Genomic DNA, 19,918 nt, shown 5'->3' with positions numbered 1-19,918 from the left:
ATGCGCGCCAGCGCGCCGCCGACACCCCGCAGCAGAAGGGCCGACCAGACAATGTCCGACCTCGCCACCGAGCAGACCGAGCAGAACGACACCGGCTTCGCCCGGCTCGCCATGGTCACCATCGACTGCGCCGACCCGGTCGCGCTGGCCGCCTTCTACGGCGAGCTGCTCGGGTGGGAGAGCCGGCACGTGGACGAGCACTTCGCGATCCTGGACAACCCGGAGGGCGGCAGCCCGCTCGGGTTCGGGCGGGTCACGGGCTACCGGCCCGAGCCGTGGACCGAGCCGGACGGCGGCAAGCACTTCCACCTGGACTTCTACGTGGACGACCTGGAGGAGGCCACCGCCCGTGCGCTCGCCCTGGGCGCCACCGAGCCTCAGTACCAGCACGGGCGCACGCTCAAGGTCCTGATCGACCCGGCCGGCCACCCGTTCGGGCTAGCACCGCTGGAGTGACCCGCCGGCCCTGCCGGAGCACCCCGGGGGCACCCCGCGGGGCACCCGCAGCACGACTGCAACGCCTTGCGCAGGCGCGGTCAGGACTTGGTGCCGAGATCTTGCCCGTCCCGTGAAGACCGGCCCTGACCTGCAGTTTCACCAAATAGTCGAACATTGTCCGACTGGCCGGTAATGGTTACTGTCCCAGGTTGTCAGGGGCACCACACGCCAGGCTCCCCTGGGCAGGACCACGGCCCCGGCGCGGGCCTCCGCGCCCCCGAACACTCCATTCTCGGCCCTCACCGGCCGCTCCCGCCGACGTCGTCCGCCCGAACCCTGGCGTCAGTCCTCCCCAACCCGTCCAGGGAGATCCTCGTGGGTGAGATCCACCATGCCGTCTACGGCTGGGTGACACCGGCAGTCTCGTACTTCATCGCCTGTCTGGGCGCCTTCGTCGCCCTGCGCAGCACCCGCTGGGCGCTGGTCTCCCGGGGCCGCACCCGGGCCGGCTGGCTGTTCTTCGCCTCGACCTCGCTCGGTGCGGGCATCTGGTCGATGCACTTCATCGCCATGCTCGGCTTCGCCGTCACCGGGGCCGAGATCTCCTACCGCCCGGGGCTGACCACGCTCAGCCTGATCGTCGCCGTCGCGGTGGTGGGCCTCGGGATCTTCACCGTCGGCTACAGCCGCCACCGCGTCCCCGCGCTGCTGCTCAGCGGGCTGACCACCGGTCTCGGCGTGGCGACCATGCACTACCTGGGCATGGCCGCCATGGTGCTGCCCGGACACATCGCCTACGACCACACCACGGTGGCGCTCTCGGTCGGCATCGCGGTGTTCGCCGCGACGGCCGCGCTGTGGGCGGCGCTGAACATCAAGGGCACCGTCGCGGTGCTGGCCGCGGCCCCGGTGATGGGCGTCGCGGTGTGCGCGATGCACTACACCGGCATGGCGGCGGTCTCCGTCCACCTCGACTCCGACTCCCCGCACGGTACGCAGGGCGGGGTGATGGCGCTGCAGTTCATCTTCCCGCTGGTGGTCGGGCTGGGCTGCTACATCTTCTTCGGCTCGCTGGCCTTCGCGGTGTCGCCGAGCCGCAGCAGCGCCGCGCAGCCCGTCCTGGTGGGCCCGGCGGCCCCGCTCGCCCGCCGACGGGCGGCGGCGGGCGGGCGCTGACGGTCGGGCGGCCCGGCGCGATCCGCCAGTCGGGCAGTCAGGCAGTCAGGCAGTCAGGCAGGCAGTCAGGCAGTCAGGCAGTCAGGCGAGGACACCGCGGCGGGCTCGCGGTGTCCTCGCCTTCTTCACGGCGGTGCCGCCCGGTTCACTCCGGTCGGCCGAGCAGCCCGGTCAGGTGCTCGGGGGTGGCCACCGGGCAGACCTTGTGCACGAAGGCGCGCCGCAGCTCGTGGTACGGCTCGCCGGCCCGGTAGAAGTTGCGGTGCATCCGCAGCAGCTCCTCCGCCCGGTAGTCGGCCAGCGGCCGGAGCTCCTCGTCCTCGGCCCGGCGGCGCTTCTTCTCCGCCAGCCGGCCGGTCAGTTCGGGGGATCCGGCCAGCCGGGCCGCCTCCCGGGCCGTCCAGCGGCGGAACTCCGCCGCGCTGCCACCGGAGGTCCGGTCCACCAGGCCCAGCCGCTCGGCCTGCGCCGCGCCGACCGGCAGCGCGTCCCCGGTCAGCCGCTCGGCCTGCTCGGCGCCGACCCGGCGCGGCAGCGTGTAGGTCCAGTACTCGGAGCCGTACAGGCCCATCAGGCGGTAGTGCGGGTTGAGCACCGCGGACTCCCGGCACCAGACCTCGTCGGCGGCGATGGCGAGCATCAGCCCGCCGGCGGCGGCGTTCCCGGCCAGCGCCGAGACGGTCAGCTTGTCGGTGGTGGTCAGGACGGCCTCGACCAGGTCGTCCATCGCGTTGATGTTCTCCCAGGACTCCAGCGCGGGGAAGCTCGCGCCCTCGATCACGTTGAGGTGGATGCCGTTGGAGAAGAAGTCCCGGGCCGCACCGAGCACCAGCACCGAGGTCGGCCGGTCCGCCGCCTCCTGGTACGCCGCCAGCAGCCGGCGGCACTGCCCGGTGCTCATCGCCCCGCCGGCGAAGGAGAACTCCAGGAAGCCGACCTCGTCCTGCTCGCGGTAGCGGATCTCCGACCAGGTCTCCCGGTCGGCCGCCGCGGCCGGACTGACCGGCACCTCCCGGACCCGGTACAGGAACTCGCCCAGCACCGTCGCGGCGGGCAGCTTGAAGGTGACCGGACCGCCGGGCGTGCGGCGCGGGCGCAGCTGCGGGATCCAGACCGCGCCGTCCACGGTGGCCCGGCAGATCGCGCCGTCCCGGGTGGCGATGACCGCGCCCGGCCGGCCGCCGCGCAGCTCGTCCTCGGGGTGGCCGCCGTGCAGGAAGTACTCGCGCCCGTACAGCTCGTCCAGCACGCCGGGCTGCGAGTCGCCGGCGCGCAGCTTGCGCAGCACGGTGGCGGTGTCGTCGGCCTCCCAGTCGATCCGGCGGACGTCCTGGCGCAGCAGGGGGCGCAGCCGGCCGTGGACGTCCGGCCGGGCGTAGTCCAGCGGTTCGGGGGTGAACAGCTCCCCCTCGAAGCGGCGGACGGCCAGCAGGACGGCCTCCACGGCCGCGTCGGCCAGCTCGCCCCGGTAGAGCTCGCTCTTGCCGCAGTCGGCGACCGGGAGTTCGCCGGACGCCCAGATGTCCCCGGCGTCCATCTCCTCGACGGCCTGCAGCACGGTGACGCCCCACTGCTCCGCGCCCTCGGTGATCGCCCAGTCGAGCGAGGAGGGGCCGCGGTCGCCGGTGGGGCCCGGGTGCACGATCAGGACGGTCCGCTTGGACCAGATGTCCTCCGGGACGGCCTTGGTGAGCATCGGGCAGACGATCAGCTCGGGGTCGGTCCGGTCCACGGCCGCCCGCATCTGCTCGTCGCCGAGCGCGAGTTGGACGGCCACCTGGTGTCCGCGTTCGCGGAGTTCGGTGTGGACGCGCTGGGTCAGGCTGTTGAACGCGCTGGCGATCAGGAGAATGCGCAAGGGGGGCCTCCGGGCAGTGACTGACGTCGTGCGCGGAGGCGATGAAACCAGGGCATGGACACGTAATGATTACGGATCGGACTTCACCGGCCGACCCTCACGCACCTCGCACACCTGTGGTCCCGGCCACGCGTGAACCCCGCTCGATCTCCCCACGACCTCCCGATCCGCGTAGTGACAGCGCCGTGGGGGGGGGGGGGGGGGGGCCACCGCCCCCCCCCCCCGGGCGGCCAGGCAGTGCGGGGGAGGCCGGACCTGTGTCCACCCCGCGCGCGCGGCCGCGCCCCCCGGCGCCCCGCGCCCCCCCCCCCCCCACCGCCCTCCCCGGGGAGAGCGCGGGGGGGGGGGGCCCCCCAGCCCCCCCCCCCCCCCCCCACGGCGGTGCGGGGTGGTGCGCGGCGGTTCAGCGGTTCAGCGCGGGAAGGCCCGGCGGGCCCGCCAGGTGGTGTGCTCGCGCGAGACCGCGTCCTCGGCCTCGGCGGCCAGCCGCGCCCAGCGCGACTCCGCGTCCGGGGTCTTCAGGTCGAGGTCGGAGAGCTGGTTGCCGACGTTCTCCAGCTCGCGCGCGGCAAGCTGGTACGCAGCGGCCAGCGGGCGCAGCTGCTTGAGCTGGGTCCAGGCGATGACCGCGGCGGCCGCCGCCGAGCTGGCGCCGAAGATGTGCAGCGGCAGCGCGCCGACCGCCTGCGCGATCGCCGCCGCCGCACCGATGATGATCAGCGCGGCGATGCCCAGCCCCCAGGAGACGGCCTGCGACTCGCAGGACTCCGCCCGCGAGCGGTACCAGGTGCGCTGACCCTCCACCCGGGTGCGCAGATAGAGCGTCCGGCGCGCGACCAGGCTCTCGGCCCGCACCCGGCGCATCTCCGGGGTGATCTCCGGGACGGTGCCCGGCGGCACGATCTCCGGGTCCTCGAAGGCGTGCAGCACGTCCTCCAGCTGGAGCAGGTAGCCGCGGTCCACCTCCGCCGACCGGGCCTCGCCGTCGAACGGCCGGGCCCGCATCGAGTACTTCCAGGCGAGCGTCTTGACCGACTCGGCCGCCGCCCGCGCCTCGTACCACCGCCCCTGCGGGTTGCTGCGGCGCAGTCGCGACCAGAAGTAGCCGGCCACCAGGAACGCCACCACCGAGAAGAGCGGTGTGATGTCGCTGTCCCCCCGGTGTTCCGGCCCCGGCAGCGAGCCGACCACCGCGGCGACCACCAGCATCGCGATCAGCCACCGGTACCAGCGCAGCGTCTCGCGCTGGCCGTCCAGCGAGGCCTTGTCGGCCGTCCAGAACAGCTCCGGCAGGAGCTTCGCCTCGTCTCCCCCGGGCGGATCCTGTTGCACCATCGGTAGAGCCCCCTCCCCGTCTCCCGTCCAGGCAGTATGCCCACCGCCAACTGGCCTACACGACCCCCTTTTTGGCCCATCACGCCGGACGGTGATTGCCCGTCACCTCGGTAACCTATATAACGGGTTACATGACCACTCTGCACTGGAAGATCGTCATCGACTGCGCCGACCCGCACGCCCAGGCGGCCTTCTGGGGCGCCGCCCTCGGCTACACCGTCGAGGACCACAGCGTCCTCATCGGCAACCTGCTCACGGCCGGCGCGATCACCCCGGACCTGCTCACCGAGGTCGAGGGCCGACAGGCCTGGCGCACCCTGGCCGCCGTCCGCCACCCGGAGGAGCCGCACGACCCGGTCTCCGGCACCGGCCTCGGCCGCCGGATCCTCTTCCAGCAGGTCCCCGAGGCGAAGACGGTCAAGAACCGCCTCCACCTCGACCTCCACCCCGGCCCCGACGCCCGCGACGCCACCGTGGAACGCCTGAAGTCCCTCGGCGCCACCCCCCTGCGCCACGTCCGCGAACCCGGCGGCGAACACGTCATCATGGCCGACCCCGAGGGCAACGAATTCTGCGTCCAGTAGCCGCCCCGGCAGGCTCCCGCCCGAGCACGCCCCTCCCGCCGGCGCGGTCCCGACGGCGCGGGGCCGATCGGGCCCACAACGGATCGAGCCCTCTCCCGACCAGGGGAGAGGGCTCGATCGCTGCGGCGGCTACCGCGGGCTACCGCAGAACGGACGACCGGCTCAGAGCAGCCCGAGGGCCGGCATCAGGTAGTAGAAGGCGAAGACCGCCGCCACCGCGTACATCGAGACGGGGACGGAGCGGCCGCGGCCGGCGGCGAGGCGCAGGACGCAGAAGGTGATGAAGCCGATGCCGATGCCGTTGGTGATGGAGTACGTGAACGGCATCATCACCATGGTGAGGAAGGCCGGGATGGCGATCGTGTAGTCGTCCCAGTCGATGTCGCGCACCGAGTTGGCCAGGATCAGGAAGCCGACCGCGACCAGGGCCGGGGTGGCGGCCTGGGCGGGGACCATGGTGGCCAGCGGGGTGAGGAACAGCGCGGCCAGGAAGAACGCGCCGGTGACGATCGAGGCGAAGCCGGTCCTGGCCCCCTCGCCGACGCCCGCGGTGGACTCCACGAAGCAGGTGTTGGCGGAGGAGGAGGTGGCGCCGCCGGCGGCGGTGGCGATGCCGTCGACCATCAGGATCCTGTTGATGCCCGGCAGGTCGCCCTTGGCGTCCAGCAGGTGGGCCTCGTCGGCGACACCGAGGATGGTGCCCATCGCGTCGAAGAAGCAGGACATCAGCACGGTGAAGACGAAGAGGCAGCCGGTCAGCACGCCGACCTTGCCGAAGCCGCCGAACAGGCTGACCTCGCCGACCAGCCCGAAGTCGGGGGCGGCCACCGGGTTGCCCGGCCACTGCGGGACGGTCAGGCCCCACGCGAGGCCCGACAGGTCGGCGATCTGCTGGATCAGGACGGCCACGCCCGTCATCACGACGATGCTGATCAGGATCGCGCCGGGCACCTTGCGGATGATCAGCACCAGGGTCAGCAGCAGGCCGAGCACGAAGACCAGCACCGGCCAGGTCTGCAGGTGTCCGTTGCCGCCGAGTTCGAGCGGGACGGTGGTGTGGGCGGCGTCCGGGATCCGGCTGACGAAGCCGGAGTCGACCAGGCCGACCAGCGTGATGAACAGGCCGATGCCGATCGCGATGGCCTTGCGCAGCCCGAGCGGCACGGCGTTCATGACCCGCTCGCGCAGGCCGGTGGCGACCAGCAGCATGATCGCGAAGCCGGCCAGGACCACCATGCCCATGGCGTCGGCCCAGGTCATCTTGGGTGCCAGCTGGAGGGCGACGATGGTGTTGACGCCGAGGCCGGCGGCCAGGCCGATCGGCACGTTGCCGATCACGCCCATCAGCAGCGTGGTGAGGCCCGCGGTCAGCGCGGTGGCGGTGACCAGCTGGGCGCTGTTCAGGTGGGTCCCGTTCATGTCGACCGCGCTGGCCAGGATGATCGGGTTGAGCACCAGGATGTACGCCATGGTGAAGAAGGTGGCCACGCCACCGCGGATCTCCCGCGGCAGGGTGGAGCCGCGCTCGGAGATCCGGAAGTAGCGGTCCAGGGCGCCGGTCGGGGGGTTCGGCGCGGGCTGGGAAGGCTCGGGCGACTCGGTGGTCGGCTGGGCCGTTGGCATGCGGGCGTCCTCGGGTGGGGGCGGAGGAGGGTTCGCCGACCGGGGCGACGGTGGCCGGACGGGCCCGGCGGCGCGGGCGTGAACACAGGCGTCCTGGGCATGGCGCGGCCAACCGGAATCCTCAGTATGAATTCCCCGATCGCACACGCGCTATCTTCGCGCGTAGAACGAAAGCACCTCGTGCATCAGCGGACATCCGCCCGCAGACCCGTACGCTAGGCCCATGCCCAAGACGCCACTGCACCCCTCACCCCCGCCGCTGGAGGCCAACGACGTCGCCATCGTCGGCGGCGGCACGGTGCTGTGGTTCGTCGGCTTCCTGGTACTGATCCCCTTCCAGGGGACCCTCTCCGACCACGGCCACGGCAACTGGCCGTGGATCTGCCTGGCCGGCGCCGGCCTCGGACTGATCGGCCTCTGGTACTGCCGCGCCCGCCGCGACGCGATCGCCCGCGACCGCGCCGCCGCCGAGGCCGAGGCCGGGACTGGCACCGGGACCGGAGCAGGCGCCGGGACCACCGAACGGAGCCCCGAACGCGCCCCCGGCGAGAACGGCGCGGACCCGGCCACCCAGTCGGACTGAATAGTCCTTTAGTAGCACGCATCGGACATAAGGCGCCCGTAGAGTCGGTGCCATGACGCAGCCTGCGCACCCCGCGGAAGAGACGCCCGGCGACGGGCCCGACGGCGCCCATCCGCTCGGGCTGCTGCCCGGGCGGCGCGGCGGACTCAGCTCCGCCGAGGTGGCCGAGCGGGTCGCCCGCGGCCAGGTCAACGACGTCCCGGTGCGCTCCAGCCGCTCCACCCGGGAGATCGTCCGGGCCAACGTCTTCACCCGGTTCAACGCGATCATCGGCGTCATGTTCGGGATCATCCTGATCGTCGGGCCGATCCAGGACGGGCTCTTCGGCCTGGTCATCGTGGCCAACACCGCGATCGGGATCATCCAGGAGCTGCGGGCCAAGAAGACCCTGGACAGCCTGGCCCTGATCGGCGAGGCCAGACCCCAGGTCCGGCGGGACGGCACCGTCCAGCAGATCGCGGTCGGCGCCATCGTGCTGGACGACACGGTGCTGCTCGGCATCGGCGACAAGGTGATCGTCGACGGCGAGGTCACCGAGGCGGACGGCCTGGAGATCGACGAGTCGCTGCTCACCGGCGAGCCCGACCCCGTCCTCAAGCAGCCCGGCGACCAGGTGATGTCCGGCAGCTTCGTGGTGGCCGGAGCGGGCGCTTTCACCGCCACCAAGGTCGGCCGGGAGGCGTACGCGGCACAGCTGGCCGAGGAGGCCAGCCGGTTCACCCTGGTCAAGTCCGAGCTGCGCAGCGGCATCAACAGCATCCTGCGGTTCATCACCTGGCTACTGGTGCCGACCGCGATCGGCCTGATCATCAGCCAGCTCGCGGTCGAGGGCCGCGACTGGAAGGAGGCCGTCCGCCGGATGGTGGCGGGCATCGTCCCGATGGTCCCCGAGGGGCTCGTCCTGCTGACCTCCGTCGCCTTCGCGATCGGCGTCGTCCGGCTGGGCCGCAAGCAGTGCCTGGTACAGGAGCTGCCCGCGATCGAGGGGCTGGCCCGGGTGGACACCGTCTGCCTCGACAAGACCGGCACCCTCACCGAGGGCGGCATGGACGTCGTCGAGCTGCGCACCCTGCCGCAGTCGGCACCGGCCGACGGCCACCCGCGCCCGGACGCCCCGCTCGCCCGGCACATCCTCGCCGACCCGGCCGTCGTACAGCAGGCGCTCGGCGTGATGGCCGGCGCCGACGCCCGCCCCAACCCCTCGATGCAGGCCGTCATCGACGCGTACGGCACGGGCGAGGCGGGCGACCCCGGCAGCGCAGGCGGCACCGGCGGCGCCGTCAGCGGCTGGCGGGTGATCGAGGCGATGCCGTTCTCCTCCGCCCGCAAGTGGAGCGGCGTCCAGCTGCTGGAGCCGCAGGGTGGCGAGGCCAGCTGGCTGCTCGGTGCGCCGGACGTGCTGCTGCCCTCCGGGCACCCGGCGCTCGCCGAGGTGGACGAGCTGGGCGCCAAGGGCCTGCGGGTCCTGCTGCTCGGCCGCACCACCGTCCCGCTGGACGCCCCGGACCCGGCCGCCGAGCTCCAGCCGCTCGCCCTGGTGGTGCTGCAGCAGCGGCTGCGCGAGGACGCCGCCGACACCCTGCGCTACTTCGAGGGCCAGCAGGTCCAGGCGAAGGTGATCTCCGGCGACGCCGCCGTCTCGGTCGGCGCGGTCGCCTCCCACCTCGGCCTGCCCGGCGCCGAGCACCCGTTGGACGCCCGGACGCTGCCGGCCGATCCCGAGGAGCTCGCCGACACCGCCGAGCGGACCACCGTCTTCGGCCGGGTCACCCCGCAGCAGAAGCGCGAGCTGGTCGGCGCCCTGCAGTCCCGCGGGCACACCGTGGCGATGACCGGCGACGGCGTCAACGACGTGCTGGCGCTCAAGGACGCCGACATCGGTGTGGCGATGGGCACCGGCAGCGACGCGACCAGGGCCGTCGCCCAGATCGTGCTGCTCAACGACTCCTTCGCCACCCTGCCCTCGGTGGTCGCCGAGGGCAGGAGGGTGATCGGCAACATCGAGCGGGTGGCCGGGCTCTTCCTGGTGAAGACGGTCTACTCGGTGCTGCTCGCGCTGCTGGTGATCTGCACCCACTCGCCGTACCCGTTCCTGCCCCGCCACTCCACCGTGCTCTCCACCCTCACCATCGGCGTACCGGCCTTCTTCCTGGCGCTCGCGCCGAACAACGAGCGGGCCCGCACCGGCTTCGTCCGACGGGTGCTGCGACTCGCGATCCCCGGCGGCATCATCGCCGGCACGGCGACCTTCACCGCCTACGCGCTGGCCCGGGCGAACCACGCCACCGACCTGGAGGCCGACACCAGCGTGGCCACCCTGACGCTGTTCCTGGTGGCGATGTGGGTGCTGGCGATCGTGGCCCGACCGTACAACTGGTGGCGGCTGCTGCTGATCGCGTCGATGGGCGGGGCGTTCGCCCTGGTCCTGCTGGTGCCGTGGCTGTCGGACTTCTTCGAGCTCTCGCTGTCCGGCATCCGCGACCCGTGGATCGGCGTCGCGATCGCCGTGGCGGCCGGGCTGCTGCTGGAGGTGGTCTGGCGGATCATGCGGCGCAAGCAGGATGCTTGACCCCGAAGGGGGTGCCGGATGGCGCGCAGGGACGGAGACGTGGAGGCGTTCACCGCCTTCCTCGGCGGACTGCTGGCGGTCGCCCTGCTGGCCCTGGCGCTGGCCGGGATCGGCGCGCTGATCGACCCGGCCCCCTGGCAGCGGGGCGCGGCGCTGGTGCTGCTGGCAGCGGTCTGGCCGGGCACGACCGTCTGGATCTACCTCCGGCTGACCGGGAAGGCCTCCCGCTGAGCGGATCGCATCAGCAGGAGGCCGTCAGCCCGTCGGTCCCTCGAAGCCCGATCAGCCCGATCAGCCCGTTGAGCCCGCTCAGCTCCCGGACCCCGCTCAGCCCTCGAAGTCCCGGGCGGCGGAGAGCTCGTAGGCCCGGTCCGGCTCGGTGAGGGCGGCCAGCACCTCGAAGCGCCGGTGCCACTGGCCGACCGACCAGGCCAGGCCTGCCGCCAGGCCCTCCGGGGTGGCGGCGTGCAGCAGTCCGGGCGCCGGCGGCAGCTCGAACTCGTCGTCCTCGTCGGCCTCTTCGGCGGCGTCCGGGTCGTAGGGCGCCTCCGGGGCGTCCGCCGCGGCGTCCCAGCGCCAGTCCACGGCGGCCTCCTCGCCGTCCGGGCCGACCACCAGCAGCTCCTCGTGCTCCTCGTAGGCGACCGGGCAGCCCGGCAGCAACTCCCGCACCACGGCGGGGACCCGGTGCAGACTCCCCTCGGAGAGCACCCGGCCGCCGGCCACCTCGCTGGCGAGCGAGACGTGCAGCCGCTCGGCGAGGTCGGCGGCCAGCGCCGGGGCGACCGGCAACAGCGGGTACGAGTGCAGAAGTTGGACCAGGTCGGGGGCGTCCGCGACGACCGCCTCGGTGGCGTCCACGATCACCGTGTGCGCCGGGCGGCGGCCGGTCTCCCGGTCCAGCGGCGGCAGCGCCCGCACCACGTCCAGGGGCTCGATCCGCTCGACGTCGACCCTGGCCAACGCACTGTGCACACCGTGCAGTTGGCGGTGTCCGACGGCGGAGGCCGGATCGGTGAGGCGGTCCAGCAGCTCGTCCGGGCCGTGCGGTTCGGCGAGCAGCGCGGCCAGCGTGGTGCGCACCCCCAGCGCGTGCAGGAACTGCTCGTCCAGGGTGGTCCGCGCCTCGTCGTAGAGACCGCGCAGCAGCGGGTCCGCGCCGGCCGCGCGCAGGCCGGCCGGCTCGCGGCCGTCCAGTACCGGGTGGTCGCGCAGCCACCAGGCGGTGTACGGGGGCAGGTCCGCGTAGGAGCCGTCCGGCAGCAGGGTGCGGACGGGGTTGACCACCGCGTCGCGGTACGGCGGGCGGGCGAGCGCGGCGAGCGCCTGCGGCCAGGCGTCGTCGTCCACCAGGTCGAGGTCGCGGACGGCGAGCAGCTCGGCGGCGACCGGCGGCACACCGGCGGTGTCGACGTCGTCGGCGTGCAGCGCCTCCAGGGCGTCCTCGGCCCACTCGGCGAGACCGTCGGGCGCCTCGTCCAGCAGCCCGGTCGCACGGCCGCCGGCCGCGCGGTCGGCGGGGGCGCTCGGGTCGAGCCGCTCCAGGTCGTCCGGGTCGAGCACCACGTCCTCGGCGCGGACCAGCACGAATTCCGCCAACACGCCGGTGGCGGTGAGGACTTCGGGGCCCCAGCGCTCCAGCAGCTCGTCGTCCACCCAACCGGCGTCCTCCTCGCGGGCGAGCGCGGCGAGCGGGCTGTCCGGCAGGATCAGCTCGCCCGCGCGGGCCGGCTCGCCCTCGTCGTCCAGGAGCGCGAGACGGGCCAGCCAGGGGTGCTCGCCGACGCCCGGGGCGGCCGCCTTGACCAGGGCCAGCACGGAGTCGGCGAGGTCCACGGCGGCGTCGAGGTCGTCCTCGGCCAGCTCGTAGGAGCGGGCGACGGCGGCCCGCACCTCGGGGGTGTCCAGCACCCCGGCCGGGGTGGCGGTGGCGGCGCCGAGCTTGGCCAGCAGCGGGTGCGCGGCCTCCGGGTGGGCGAGCCGCAGGTCGAGCAGCGCGAGGGCGCCGGCCAGCGACTCGGGGTAGCCGGGGTAGGCGGCCCAGTCGGCGTCCTCCGAGGGCAGCAGGACCCGGCGCGGGCCGGTGACCGTCCGGCCGTCGGCGAGCGGGACGGGCAGCGCGCCGAGCGCCTCCGGGTCGGCCGCGCCGAGCGCCGCGTACAGGTTGCGCCACCAGGCGGGCTCGCGGTCCAGGCCGCCGAGCTGGTCGACCACCTCGGCGAGCGGCACCCGGCGCACGTTCAGCACCCGCAGCTCGGTGCGGCGCTCCAGGCCGGCCGGCAGCAGCCCGGGGAAGATCGGCGCCAGCGCCTCCACCACCGAGCCGTCCGCGCCCTCCAGCAGCGTGGCGTCCCGGGGGCGCAGCGCGGGCGTGCCCTCCTCGACCGGTGCCGGGTGCGGCAGGAACGGCGTACCGGGCAGCCGGCCGAGAACGGCGGCGCGCAGCGCGTTGTCCAGCGCGCCCTGGCCGAGCGGGCCGGGCACCAGGCCGAGCGAGCCGAGGTCGCCGCCGCGGGCGCGCAGCAGGTCGGCGTAGCTGTCGGCGGCGCGCTCGGTGAGGAAGTCGGCGAGCGGGCCGGGGGCGACGTGCCGCCGGGTGGAGTCCAGCGGGTAGGAGGCGATCAGCAGGGCGGGCAGGCCGAGCGGCTCGTCGCTGGGGGTGGGCGCGTGCAGCACGGGGGCGATCCCGGGCTGCTGCGGGGTGCCGTCGGCGGAGACCGGTACGGCCCAGGTCACCGTCCAGTACGGGCGGGCGCGCTCCTCGGTGGGGCGGTCGGCGAGCAGCGCGGCGTCCAGGGTGCCGGAGGCGCCGGCGGTCTGCCAGACGGTCTGCCGCAGCAGCCCGTCGGCGTCGTCGGTGACGACGACCTCGGTGACGGCCTCGGTGACGCCGTCGGGGCGCGGCCCGGTGGCGGAGCGGGTGAGGGTGCGGGTGCCGTCCGGGGTCTCCACCACGACCTCGGCGAGGCCGGGGAGGGTGAGCAGCAGGGCGTCGTCGATGCCGGCCAGCAGACGGCGCGTGAGGTCCTCGGCGGCGGCGTCGCGCAGCGGCAGCACCACGACGGTGTCGTACCCGTCGGGGGCCGGGCCCTCGGCGGCGAACGGCAGGCGCAGCAGCGGCACATGGCCGTCCCGGCGGCGCAGTTCGTCGGCCAGCGCGGGCTGCGCCTCGGCCAGCGAGCGGGCCTCCCCGAGCGACCAGCGCACACCGCCGCCGGCACCGAGCACGGCGGGCTCGTCGGTGACGGCGAGGACGGCGGCGAAGCCGACGCCGAACCGGCCGACGGTGGGCTGCTCGTCCACGCGCTTGGAGGACGCCCGCAGGGTGGAGAGCGATTCGACGGCGGCGGCGTCCAGCGGGGCGCCGGTGTTGGCGGCGGCCAGCACGCCGTCGGCGAGGGTGAGCCGCAGCCGGCCCGGGGCGCCGCCCGCGCGGACCGCGGCGTCGGCCGCGTTCTGCGCCAACTCGACGACCAGGCGGTCGCGGTAGCCGCCGAGGGCGAGCTCCTCCTCGGCGTTGGCGTCCTCCCGGAACCGGGCCGGGGAGGCGGCCCAGGCGTCCAGCACCCGCCGGCGCAGCCCGGCGCTGCCGAAGTGGTCCGCGAGGTGCTCGTCCGTGCCGCTGCCGATGATCCGAGGTTCCACTGGACCTGCCGCCTTCCGCCGCCCTGTACTTCGTACGGGGGCATTCTTCCTTGCCGGGGGGACTGCTCCCGACCGGGCCGCCCGGCCGCGGCCCGTCCACGGACCCGGCCACGGCCCGGCCGCAGACCCGGGCACCGGGCCTGCGCACCGGAAACGAACGCGGCACCGAAGACCGCTGCCGCCCGAAAACCGCCGCCGCCCCGGAAACGGACCCGGCGCCGGAACGGACACCGCACCGAGAACCGCCACCGCCCCGGAAACCGCCGCGGCCCGCCGCACCTGTCCGGTGGGCGGGCCGCGGGCGGTACCGGGCTCAGGAGGCTCAGGAGTGGCCGAGCTCCTCGGCAGGCGCGTCGGGCTCCACCGAGCCCGAGGTGCGGTCCGGGTGGAGCTGCAGCGGCTCGACCACCAGCTCGTCCAGGATCAGCTCGGACGGCGCCGGCGGAGCCGGGATGACGGCCGCCTCGGAGTGCCCGCCGCAGCCGTACGCAAAGGAGACGATCTGGCCGTCGGCGGGGCCGAACTCGTTGCCGCAGGCGCCGAAGGCCTGGCCGAGCGAGCCGCCGATCGGGATCAGGAACCCGCAGCTGGCGCAGGACGCCGGAGCGGCCTGGGCCATCGGGGTCTGCGGACCGTGCGCCTTCTCCCAGCGGTCGGCGGCCAGGTGCAGGCCGAGCCGGGAGAGCACCCGGGAACGCCCCAGGCCGAGCTCCGCGGCGATGGCGCCGATCTGGGCGCGCGCCGGAGCGGGCTGGATGTCCGGGTCGCTGACGACCACGTCCTCCTCGGCGACCAGCGCCACCGCGGAGTTCGGGGCCGGCTCGTCCTCGCCGGTCCAGCCGGGCTCCAGGCGCAGGTCGTCGGCGTCGGTGGGCAGCAGGTCACCCGGGCCCATGTCGCCCGGCTGCAGCCGCTCGCTCCACGGCACCCACTGCGGGGCCAGGACGGCGTCCGGACCGGGCAGCAGGACGACCTCGTCCAGGGTGACGTTCTTGGCGCGCGGCGCCCGGGCGACGGTGACGGCCCAGTGCCAGCCCCGGTAGGCGGCGTCCAGGCACTCGAAGGTGTGGGTGACGACGCGGTCGGCGTCCGCCTGGACGCCGAGGTGGGCCCCCACGGTCTCTGCTCCGACGGCCTCGTCTGCTGCCTGCCGGGCGATTCCGACGGCCTCGGCACAGAGCCGATCAGGGGTACGGCTTCGCATCGCAGCACTCACGGCGTCGATTCTCTCCCAGTTCTTCTGTTGCCCACGGCGTGTTGCCTGTCCGTCGCGGCGCGGTGTCCCTCGTCCATTCTGCGCGACCACGGGCCGCTGCGGGTACCGGCCGCGCCGCTCATCCGCTCCGGCCGGCGACCCGGCAGCGCTGAGGCGGACCCTGGGCAGGCTACCCGTCGGTCGGCCACCCGGCACAGTCCGGGGCGGCGGCCGGCCCGCGGAGGCCGCGCCGAGCGGAGCGGAATCCCGCGTTGCCGTCCCGATTCTGGGGCAGGATGGGCTTGTGGCGGACGAAAAACCGCCGCAGCACGCACTGCGTGCCTCGCAGGCCGGCAACCCCGACGAGGCGGGCGCCGTGCCGCGGCAGCAGCCTCCGGTCCACTCTGCGGGCGAACCGCAGCCGGTGGACGGCTCCGGGCCGCCCGCACCGGTCACCACCGGTCCCGCGAATCCCGTCGAACCGGTGGATCCCACCGGCCTGGTGGACCTCGTCAAACATCCGGACACGTCCCTCGACGCGACCAACGCGACCGACGGCCACGACGGGTCCGAGGAGGACGAGCCGCGCCGCAACCTGCTGGTCCGCACCGCCTCCGCCGCCGGCGCCCGCACCGGCCGGGTGGTGCACGGCACCGGCCGGCGGATCCGCAGGGCCACCTCCGCCGAGGGCGCCGGCGAGTCCGGTCTCGCCAAACTGATCGAGCTGCACGCGCTGAACTCCTTCGGCGACATGCTGATCACCATCGCGCTGGCGTCCACCATCTTCTTCTCGGTGCCCACCGGCGAGGCCCGCGGCCGGGTGGCGCTCTACCTGCTGATCACCATGGCGCCGTTCGCCCTCCTCGCCCCGGTGATCGGCCCGCTGCTGGACCGGCTGCCGCACGGCCGCCGGGCCGCGATGGCGATGTCGATGCTGGCCCGCGCGGTGCTGGCCTGGACGATGGCCGGCACGGTGTCCGGCGGCGGGATCGCGCTCTACCCGGAGGCGCTGGGCGTACTGGTGGCGTCCAAGGCGTACGGGGTGGTGCGCAGCGTCGTGGTGCCCCGGCTGCTGCCGAGCCGGCTGTCCCTCGTCAAGGCGAACTCCCGGGTCACCCTGGCCGGGCTGCTGGCCACCGGGGTGGCCGCCGGGGTGGGCGGGCTGCTGCACCTGATCGGCCCGGGCTGGCCGCTGCGCGGGGCCTTCCTGGTGTTCGTGGTCGGCACCCTGATGGCCTTCCACCTGCCGCACAAGGTGGACTCCGCCAAGGGCGAGGAGCGGGCCGTCCTGCACTCCGAGGTGCACGGCGCCCAGCCGCCGAAGGCCACCCTGCGCACGGTCGGCCCGTCGGTGATCCTCGGGCTGCGGGCGATGTCGGCGCTGCGCTGGCTGGTCGGCTTCCTGGTGATGTTCCTGGCGTTCCTGCTGCGTGACGACCCGATCGGCGGGCTCGATCCGACCGTGGCCCTGGGCCTGGTGGCACTGGCGGCCGGGACGGGCAACACGCTCGGGTCGGTGCTGGGCTCGTGGCTGCGGACCAGGGGCTCCGAGGTGATCCTGACCAGCATGCTGCTGCTGGCCACGATGGCGGCCACGGCCGCGGCGCTCTGGTACGGGGTGGTGACGGTGGTGGTGGTCGCGGCCGTCGCCGGGCTGGCCGCCTCGCTGGGCAAGCTGGCGCTGGACGCGGTGATCCAGCGGGACGTCCCGGAGGCGGTGCGGACCTCGGCGTTCGCCCGGTCGGAGACGCTGCTGCAGCTGTCCTGGGTGGTGGGCGGCACGGTCGGCATCCTGCTGCCGCTGGACGGCGCGCTGGGCCTGTGGGTGGCGGTCGGGGTGGTCGGACTGGTGCTGCTGTGGACGCTCCGCTCGCTGGTCAAGGTGGGGGTCCGCCGCCGGGCGGCCGCGCCCCGGGTCGCCTGAGGCGTCCGGTCCGCAGGCTCCCCGGCCGGCCGTCCCGGACCCGGCCGGGTGGGCACAACACGCGGTTGCCGACCCCCGCGTAGCGTGATCGGCAAAGCCCGGTAGCCTCTGACGCATGAGCCTCAGCACCCGTGTCATCGCCGCCCTCGGCGCCGTCGTCGTGATCGGCGCCGGCACGGTCGGCGGGTCCATCGCCTTCGCGACGGGCCAGGACCAGCCCAGCGACCACCGCGCGACCCTCACCGTCGGCACCTCGTCGACCGAGGTGGAGCCGTTCTGCTTCAACAACGGCCAGCCGCTCACCGAGGAGCAGCAGGACGAGTGCCAGACCAAGGCCGGCGAGGCCCTGGAGAAGGGCGGCCTGCCCACCTCCGACGTGGTCGCCAGCGACCGGATCGGCGTCGGCGTGACGCCGACCGTGGCGGACCGCGGCTGGTGGGCCAACACCAACGGCGGCGGCCAGGCCCAGGGCGGCCGCTTCATCCTCGCCCCGGCGGCCAAGGGCTCGACGTTCTCCGGTTCGGTGCCCGCGGCCAACGCGCTGAACGCCTCCGGCAAGACCGTGATCACCGTGGTCGAGTCGGACCCGAAGCAGCCGGACGCGATCTACGCGGTCTGGTACTTCAAGCTGAACACCCAGGTCGCCTGACGGTCCCCCGATGACCGTCCGCACCTTCGACGACGAGCAGTCCGGCCCCGAGCGGGCCGGGCTGCTCGTCGTCGTCGCGGTGCCCGCCGAGGCCCAGGCGGTGCTGCGCGGCCTGCGGGAGCCCGCCCGCGCGCTGCCGGTGCCGGGCGGGGAGCTGCACCGCGCCGTGCACGCCTCGGGCGTGCCGGTGGACGTGCTGGCCGGCGGGGTCGGCCCGGCCGCCGCCGCCTCGGCCGCCGCCGCCGCGCTGGGCGCCCGACGCTACGGCCTGGTGGTCTCGGCCGGCATCGGCGGCGGCTTCGCCCCGCACGCGCCGGTCGGCTCCACCGTGGTCGCCGACGCGATCGTCGCCGCCGACCTGGGCGCCGAGACCGCGGAGGGCTTCGCGGACGTCACCGAGCTCGGCTTCGGCACCGTCCGGCACACCCCCGCGCCGGCCGCGGTGGCACTCGCCGCGGACGCCCTGGGCGCCGTCACCGGCACCGTCCTCACCGTCTCGACCGTCACCGGCAGCGCCGAGCGCGCCGCCGCCCTCACCGCCCGTCACCCGCATGCGGTGGCCGAGGCGATGGAGGGCTTCGGGGTGGCCGAGGCCGCCGCCCGGCACGGCCTGCCGGTGTTCGAACTGCGCACCGTCTCCAATCCGGTGGGCCCGCGCGACCGGGCCGCCTGGCGGATCGGCGAGGCGCTGGCCGCGCTGGAACGGGCCTTCGGCGCGCTGCCCTGCCCGGAGCTGCTGAAGGAGGCCCGCCGTGGCTGAACGGCTGAGCATCGCCTACTCGCCCTGCCCGAACGACACCTTCGTGTTCCACGCCTGGGCACACGGCCTGGTGCCCGGAGCGGACGCGCCCGAGGTCTCCTTCGCGGACATCGACATCACCAACGGCCTGGCCGAGCGCGGCGAGCTGGACGTCCTGAAGATCAGCTACGGCGCGCTGCCCTGGGTGCTGGAGGAGTACACCCTGCTGCCCTGCGGCGGCGCGCTGGGCCGCGGCTGCGGCCCGCTCGTGCTGACCAGGCCGGAGGCCTCGGACGACCTCAGCGGGAAGACCGTGGCCGTCCCCTCCGAGCGCTCCACCGCCTACCTGCTGTTCCGGCTCTGGGCGGCCAGGGCGGTGCCCGGCGGTCTGGGCAGGATCGTGGTCCTCCCGTTCCACGAGATCATGCCCGCCGTCCGGGACGGCCGGGTGGACGCCGGCCTGGTCATCCACGAGGCCCGCTTCACGTACCAGCAGTACGGGCTGCGCAGCCTGGCCGACATGGGCGAGGCCTGGGAGCGGGAGACCGGTCTGCCGATCCCGCTCGGCGCGATCGTCGCGCGGCGCTCGCTCGGCGCCGAGCGGCTGCGGGCGATCACCGAGGCGATCCGGGCCTCCGTCCGGCATGCCTGGGCGGATCCGTCGGCGAGCCGGGAGTACGTGCTGGCGCACGCGCAGGAGATGGATCCGGCCGTCGCCGACCAGCACATCGGGCTGTACGTCAACGAGTTCAGCGCGGACCTCGGCGAGGAGGGCTACGCCGCCGTGCGCGCGCTGCTCACCCGGGCCGCCGCCGAGGGGCTGGTACCCCCACTCGACCCGGGTGCGCTGGACTTCTAGGGCCTTCGGACCGCTCCCCGACCGGTTCTCCAGGCCGGGACGAGCGGCGTCACACGTCGAACTGTTCCGCCACCGCGCGCAGCAGGACGGCCAGCTGCTGACCGGCCGGCTTGGCCGGGTACCGGCCGTGCTGCAGGCCCGGCAGCACCCCGTCCAGGATGGAGATCAGATCCTGGACGAGCGCCGCCATGTCGTCCGGGCTCTTGCGCTGGGCGGCGGCCACCGACGGCAGCGCGTCCAGCAGCTGCACGCCCATCGCCTGGTCGCCCCGGTGGCCCGCGACCACGCCGAACTCGACCCGCTGGCCCGGCTTCAGCACGGTGACACCGGCGGGCAGCGCCTTGGTGTGGACGAAGACGTCGCCGCCGTCGTCGCGCGACAGGAAGCCGAAGCCCTTCGTCTCGTTGAACCACTTGACCTGGCCGGTGGGCATCTCGAACAGTCCTCGATGTGGGTGTGAGGGATCCCGGCCCTGGCCGGGGATCTCTGGGTGGTGGGGAGGGCGGGCCGACCGCCGCTCCACCCTGGGAGCGCTCATGGTCAGCACGCTGTAGAGAGCAGACTAACGGTCCGTCACTGCCTCATCCGCGTTCCGCGGAAGATCCGTACGGGGCTCTGCCGGCCGCGGGCGACCAGGGACTGGCATGGCCGGGGCGCGACTTCGCGCTTTCCACTGGCTCACACCCCCGGTCTGAGGAGACGGGGCGCGGGTGTCGCGCCCCTCGGCACAGCCTGCATACC

Annotated in this window: 16 protein-coding genes; 10 read left to right on the top strand and 6 right to left on the bottom strand. The window is 74.3% G+C overall.

The window, feature by feature from the left end:
• Window positions 1-51 precede the first annotated feature (51 nt).
• Together ACGFZP_RS35305 and ACGFZP_RS35300 are read left to right on the top strand one after the other, a co-directional pair.
• On the top strand, window positions 52-456 hold the full coding sequence (locus ACGFZP_RS35305; protein WP_392940765.1) for a VOC family protein: 405 nt from the start codon (window positions 52-54) through the stop codon (window positions 454-456).
• Between the two features lie 357 nt (window positions 457-813).
• Window positions 814-1,614, top strand: a complete 801-nt coding sequence (locus ACGFZP_RS35300; RefSeq protein ID WP_392940763.1) for an MHYT domain-containing protein — start codon at window positions 814-816, stop codon at window positions 1,612-1,614.
• Between the two features lie 145 nt (window positions 1,615-1,759).
• On the opposite strand, the gene ACGFZP_RS35295 is transcribed toward ACGFZP_RS35300, so the two are convergent.
• On the bottom strand, window positions 1,760-3,472 hold the full coding sequence (locus tag ACGFZP_RS35295; protein WP_392940762.1) for a hydrogenase maturation protein: 1,713 nt from the start codon (window positions 3,470-3,472) through the stop codon (window positions 1,760-1,762).
• A gap of 411 nt (window positions 3,473-3,883) precedes the next feature.
• On the bottom strand, window positions 3,884-4,807 hold the full coding sequence (locus ACGFZP_RS35290; protein WP_392940760.1) for a DUF4231 domain-containing protein: 924 nt from the start codon (window positions 4,805-4,807) through the stop codon (window positions 3,884-3,886).
• Window positions 4,808-4,938: 131 nt separating this feature from the next.
• On the opposite strand from ACGFZP_RS35290, the gene ACGFZP_RS35285 reads away from it, so the two are divergent.
• Window positions 4,939-5,391 carry a VOC family protein gene (locus tag ACGFZP_RS35285; protein WP_392940758.1) on the top strand — a complete coding sequence of 151 codons (453 nt, stop codon included), beginning with the start codon at window positions 4,939-4,941 and terminating at the stop codon, window positions 5,389-5,391.
• Between the two features lie 162 nt (window positions 5,392-5,553).
• Here the strand turns inward: ACGFZP_RS35285 and ACGFZP_RS35280 are convergent, their stop codons facing one another.
• Window positions 5,554-7,014: an NCS2 family permease gene (locus tag ACGFZP_RS35280; protein ID WP_392940756.1), complete on the bottom strand. Its 1,461-nt coding sequence runs from the start codon at window positions 7,012-7,014 to the stop codon at window positions 5,554-5,556.
• A gap of 223 nt (window positions 7,015-7,237) precedes the next feature.
• Between ACGFZP_RS35280 and ACGFZP_RS35275 the strand changes: the two genes are divergently transcribed.
• The 3 genes from ACGFZP_RS35275 to ACGFZP_RS35265 are packed head-to-tail and all read left to right on the top strand — an operon-like array spanning window position 7,238 to window position 10,397.
• A complete protein-coding gene (locus ACGFZP_RS35275) occupies window positions 7,238-7,597 on the top strand; it encodes a DUF2530 domain-containing protein (RefSeq protein WP_392940754.1) in 360 nt (119 codons plus the stop codon).
• A 52-nt stretch (window positions 7,598-7,649) separates the two neighbouring features.
• On the top strand, window positions 7,650-10,166 hold the full coding sequence (locus ACGFZP_RS35270; protein ID WP_392940752.1) for an HAD-IC family P-type ATPase: 2,517 nt from the start codon (window positions 7,650-7,652) through the stop codon (window positions 10,164-10,166).
• A gap of 18 nt (window positions 10,167-10,184) precedes the next feature.
• Entirely contained in the window at window positions 10,185-10,397 is a 213-nt protein-coding gene (locus ACGFZP_RS35265) for a hypothetical protein (protein ID WP_392940750.1), read from the top strand.
• A 96-nt stretch (window positions 10,398-10,493) separates the two neighbouring features.
• Here ACGFZP_RS35265 and ACGFZP_RS35260 read toward each other — a convergent pair whose 3' ends face one another.
• Window positions 10,494-13,811 carry a sacsin N-terminal ATP-binding-like domain-containing protein gene (locus ACGFZP_RS35260; RefSeq protein ID WP_392940748.1) on the bottom strand — a complete coding sequence of 1,106 codons (3,318 nt, stop codon included), beginning with the start codon at window positions 13,809-13,811 and terminating at the stop codon, window positions 10,494-10,496.
• A gap of 322 nt (window positions 13,812-14,133) precedes the next feature.
• Entirely contained in the window at window positions 14,134-15,015 is an 882-nt protein-coding gene (locus ACGFZP_RS35255) for a DUF3027 domain-containing protein (protein ID WP_392940842.1), read from the bottom strand.
• A 586-nt stretch (window positions 15,016-15,601) separates the two neighbouring features.
• Between ACGFZP_RS35255 and ACGFZP_RS35250 the strand changes: the two genes are divergently transcribed.
• From ACGFZP_RS35250 to ACGFZP_RS35235, 4 genes are all read left to right on the top strand, one after another.
• Window positions 15,602-16,930 (top strand): MFS transporter, encoded by a 1,329-nt coding sequence (locus ACGFZP_RS35250; RefSeq protein WP_392940840.1) that lies wholly within the window; start codon window positions 15,602-15,604, stop codon window positions 16,928-16,930.
• Between the two features lie 115 nt (window positions 16,931-17,045).
• Window positions 17,046-17,579, top strand: a complete 534-nt coding sequence (locus tag ACGFZP_RS35245; protein WP_392940746.1) for a hypothetical protein — start codon at window positions 17,046-17,048, stop codon at window positions 17,577-17,579.
• Window positions 17,580-17,589: 10 nt separating this feature from the next.
• Window positions 17,590-18,339 (top strand): futalosine hydrolase, encoded by a 750-nt coding sequence (locus ACGFZP_RS35240; protein WP_392940744.1) that lies wholly within the window; start codon window positions 17,590-17,592, stop codon window positions 18,337-18,339.
• On the top strand, window positions 18,332-19,177 hold the full coding sequence (locus ACGFZP_RS35235) for a 1,4-dihydroxy-6-naphthoate synthase (protein WP_392940742.1): 846 nt from the start codon (window positions 18,332-18,334) through the stop codon (window positions 19,175-19,177). Before ACGFZP_RS35240 ends, ACGFZP_RS35235 begins: the two co-directional genes overlap by 8 nt.
• A gap of 49 nt (window positions 19,178-19,226) precedes the next feature.
• Here the strand turns inward: ACGFZP_RS35235 and ACGFZP_RS35230 are convergent, their stop codons facing one another.
• The gene (locus tag ACGFZP_RS35230) at window positions 19,227-19,610 is read right to left on the bottom strand and encodes a cold-shock protein (RefSeq protein ID WP_392940740.1); all 384 of its coding nucleotides are present in this window, start codon (window positions 19,608-19,610) and stop codon (window positions 19,227-19,229) included.
• Window positions 19,611-19,918 lie beyond the last annotated feature (308 nt).

Source organism: Kitasatospora sp. NPDC048239, assembly GCF_043202015.1.
Classification (GTDB): Bacteria; Actinomycetota; Actinomycetes; order Streptomycetales; family Streptomycetaceae; genus Kitasatospora.
Note: the sequence above shows the minus strand (reverse complement) of the source record. Positions and strands in the feature narration are given on the sequence as shown.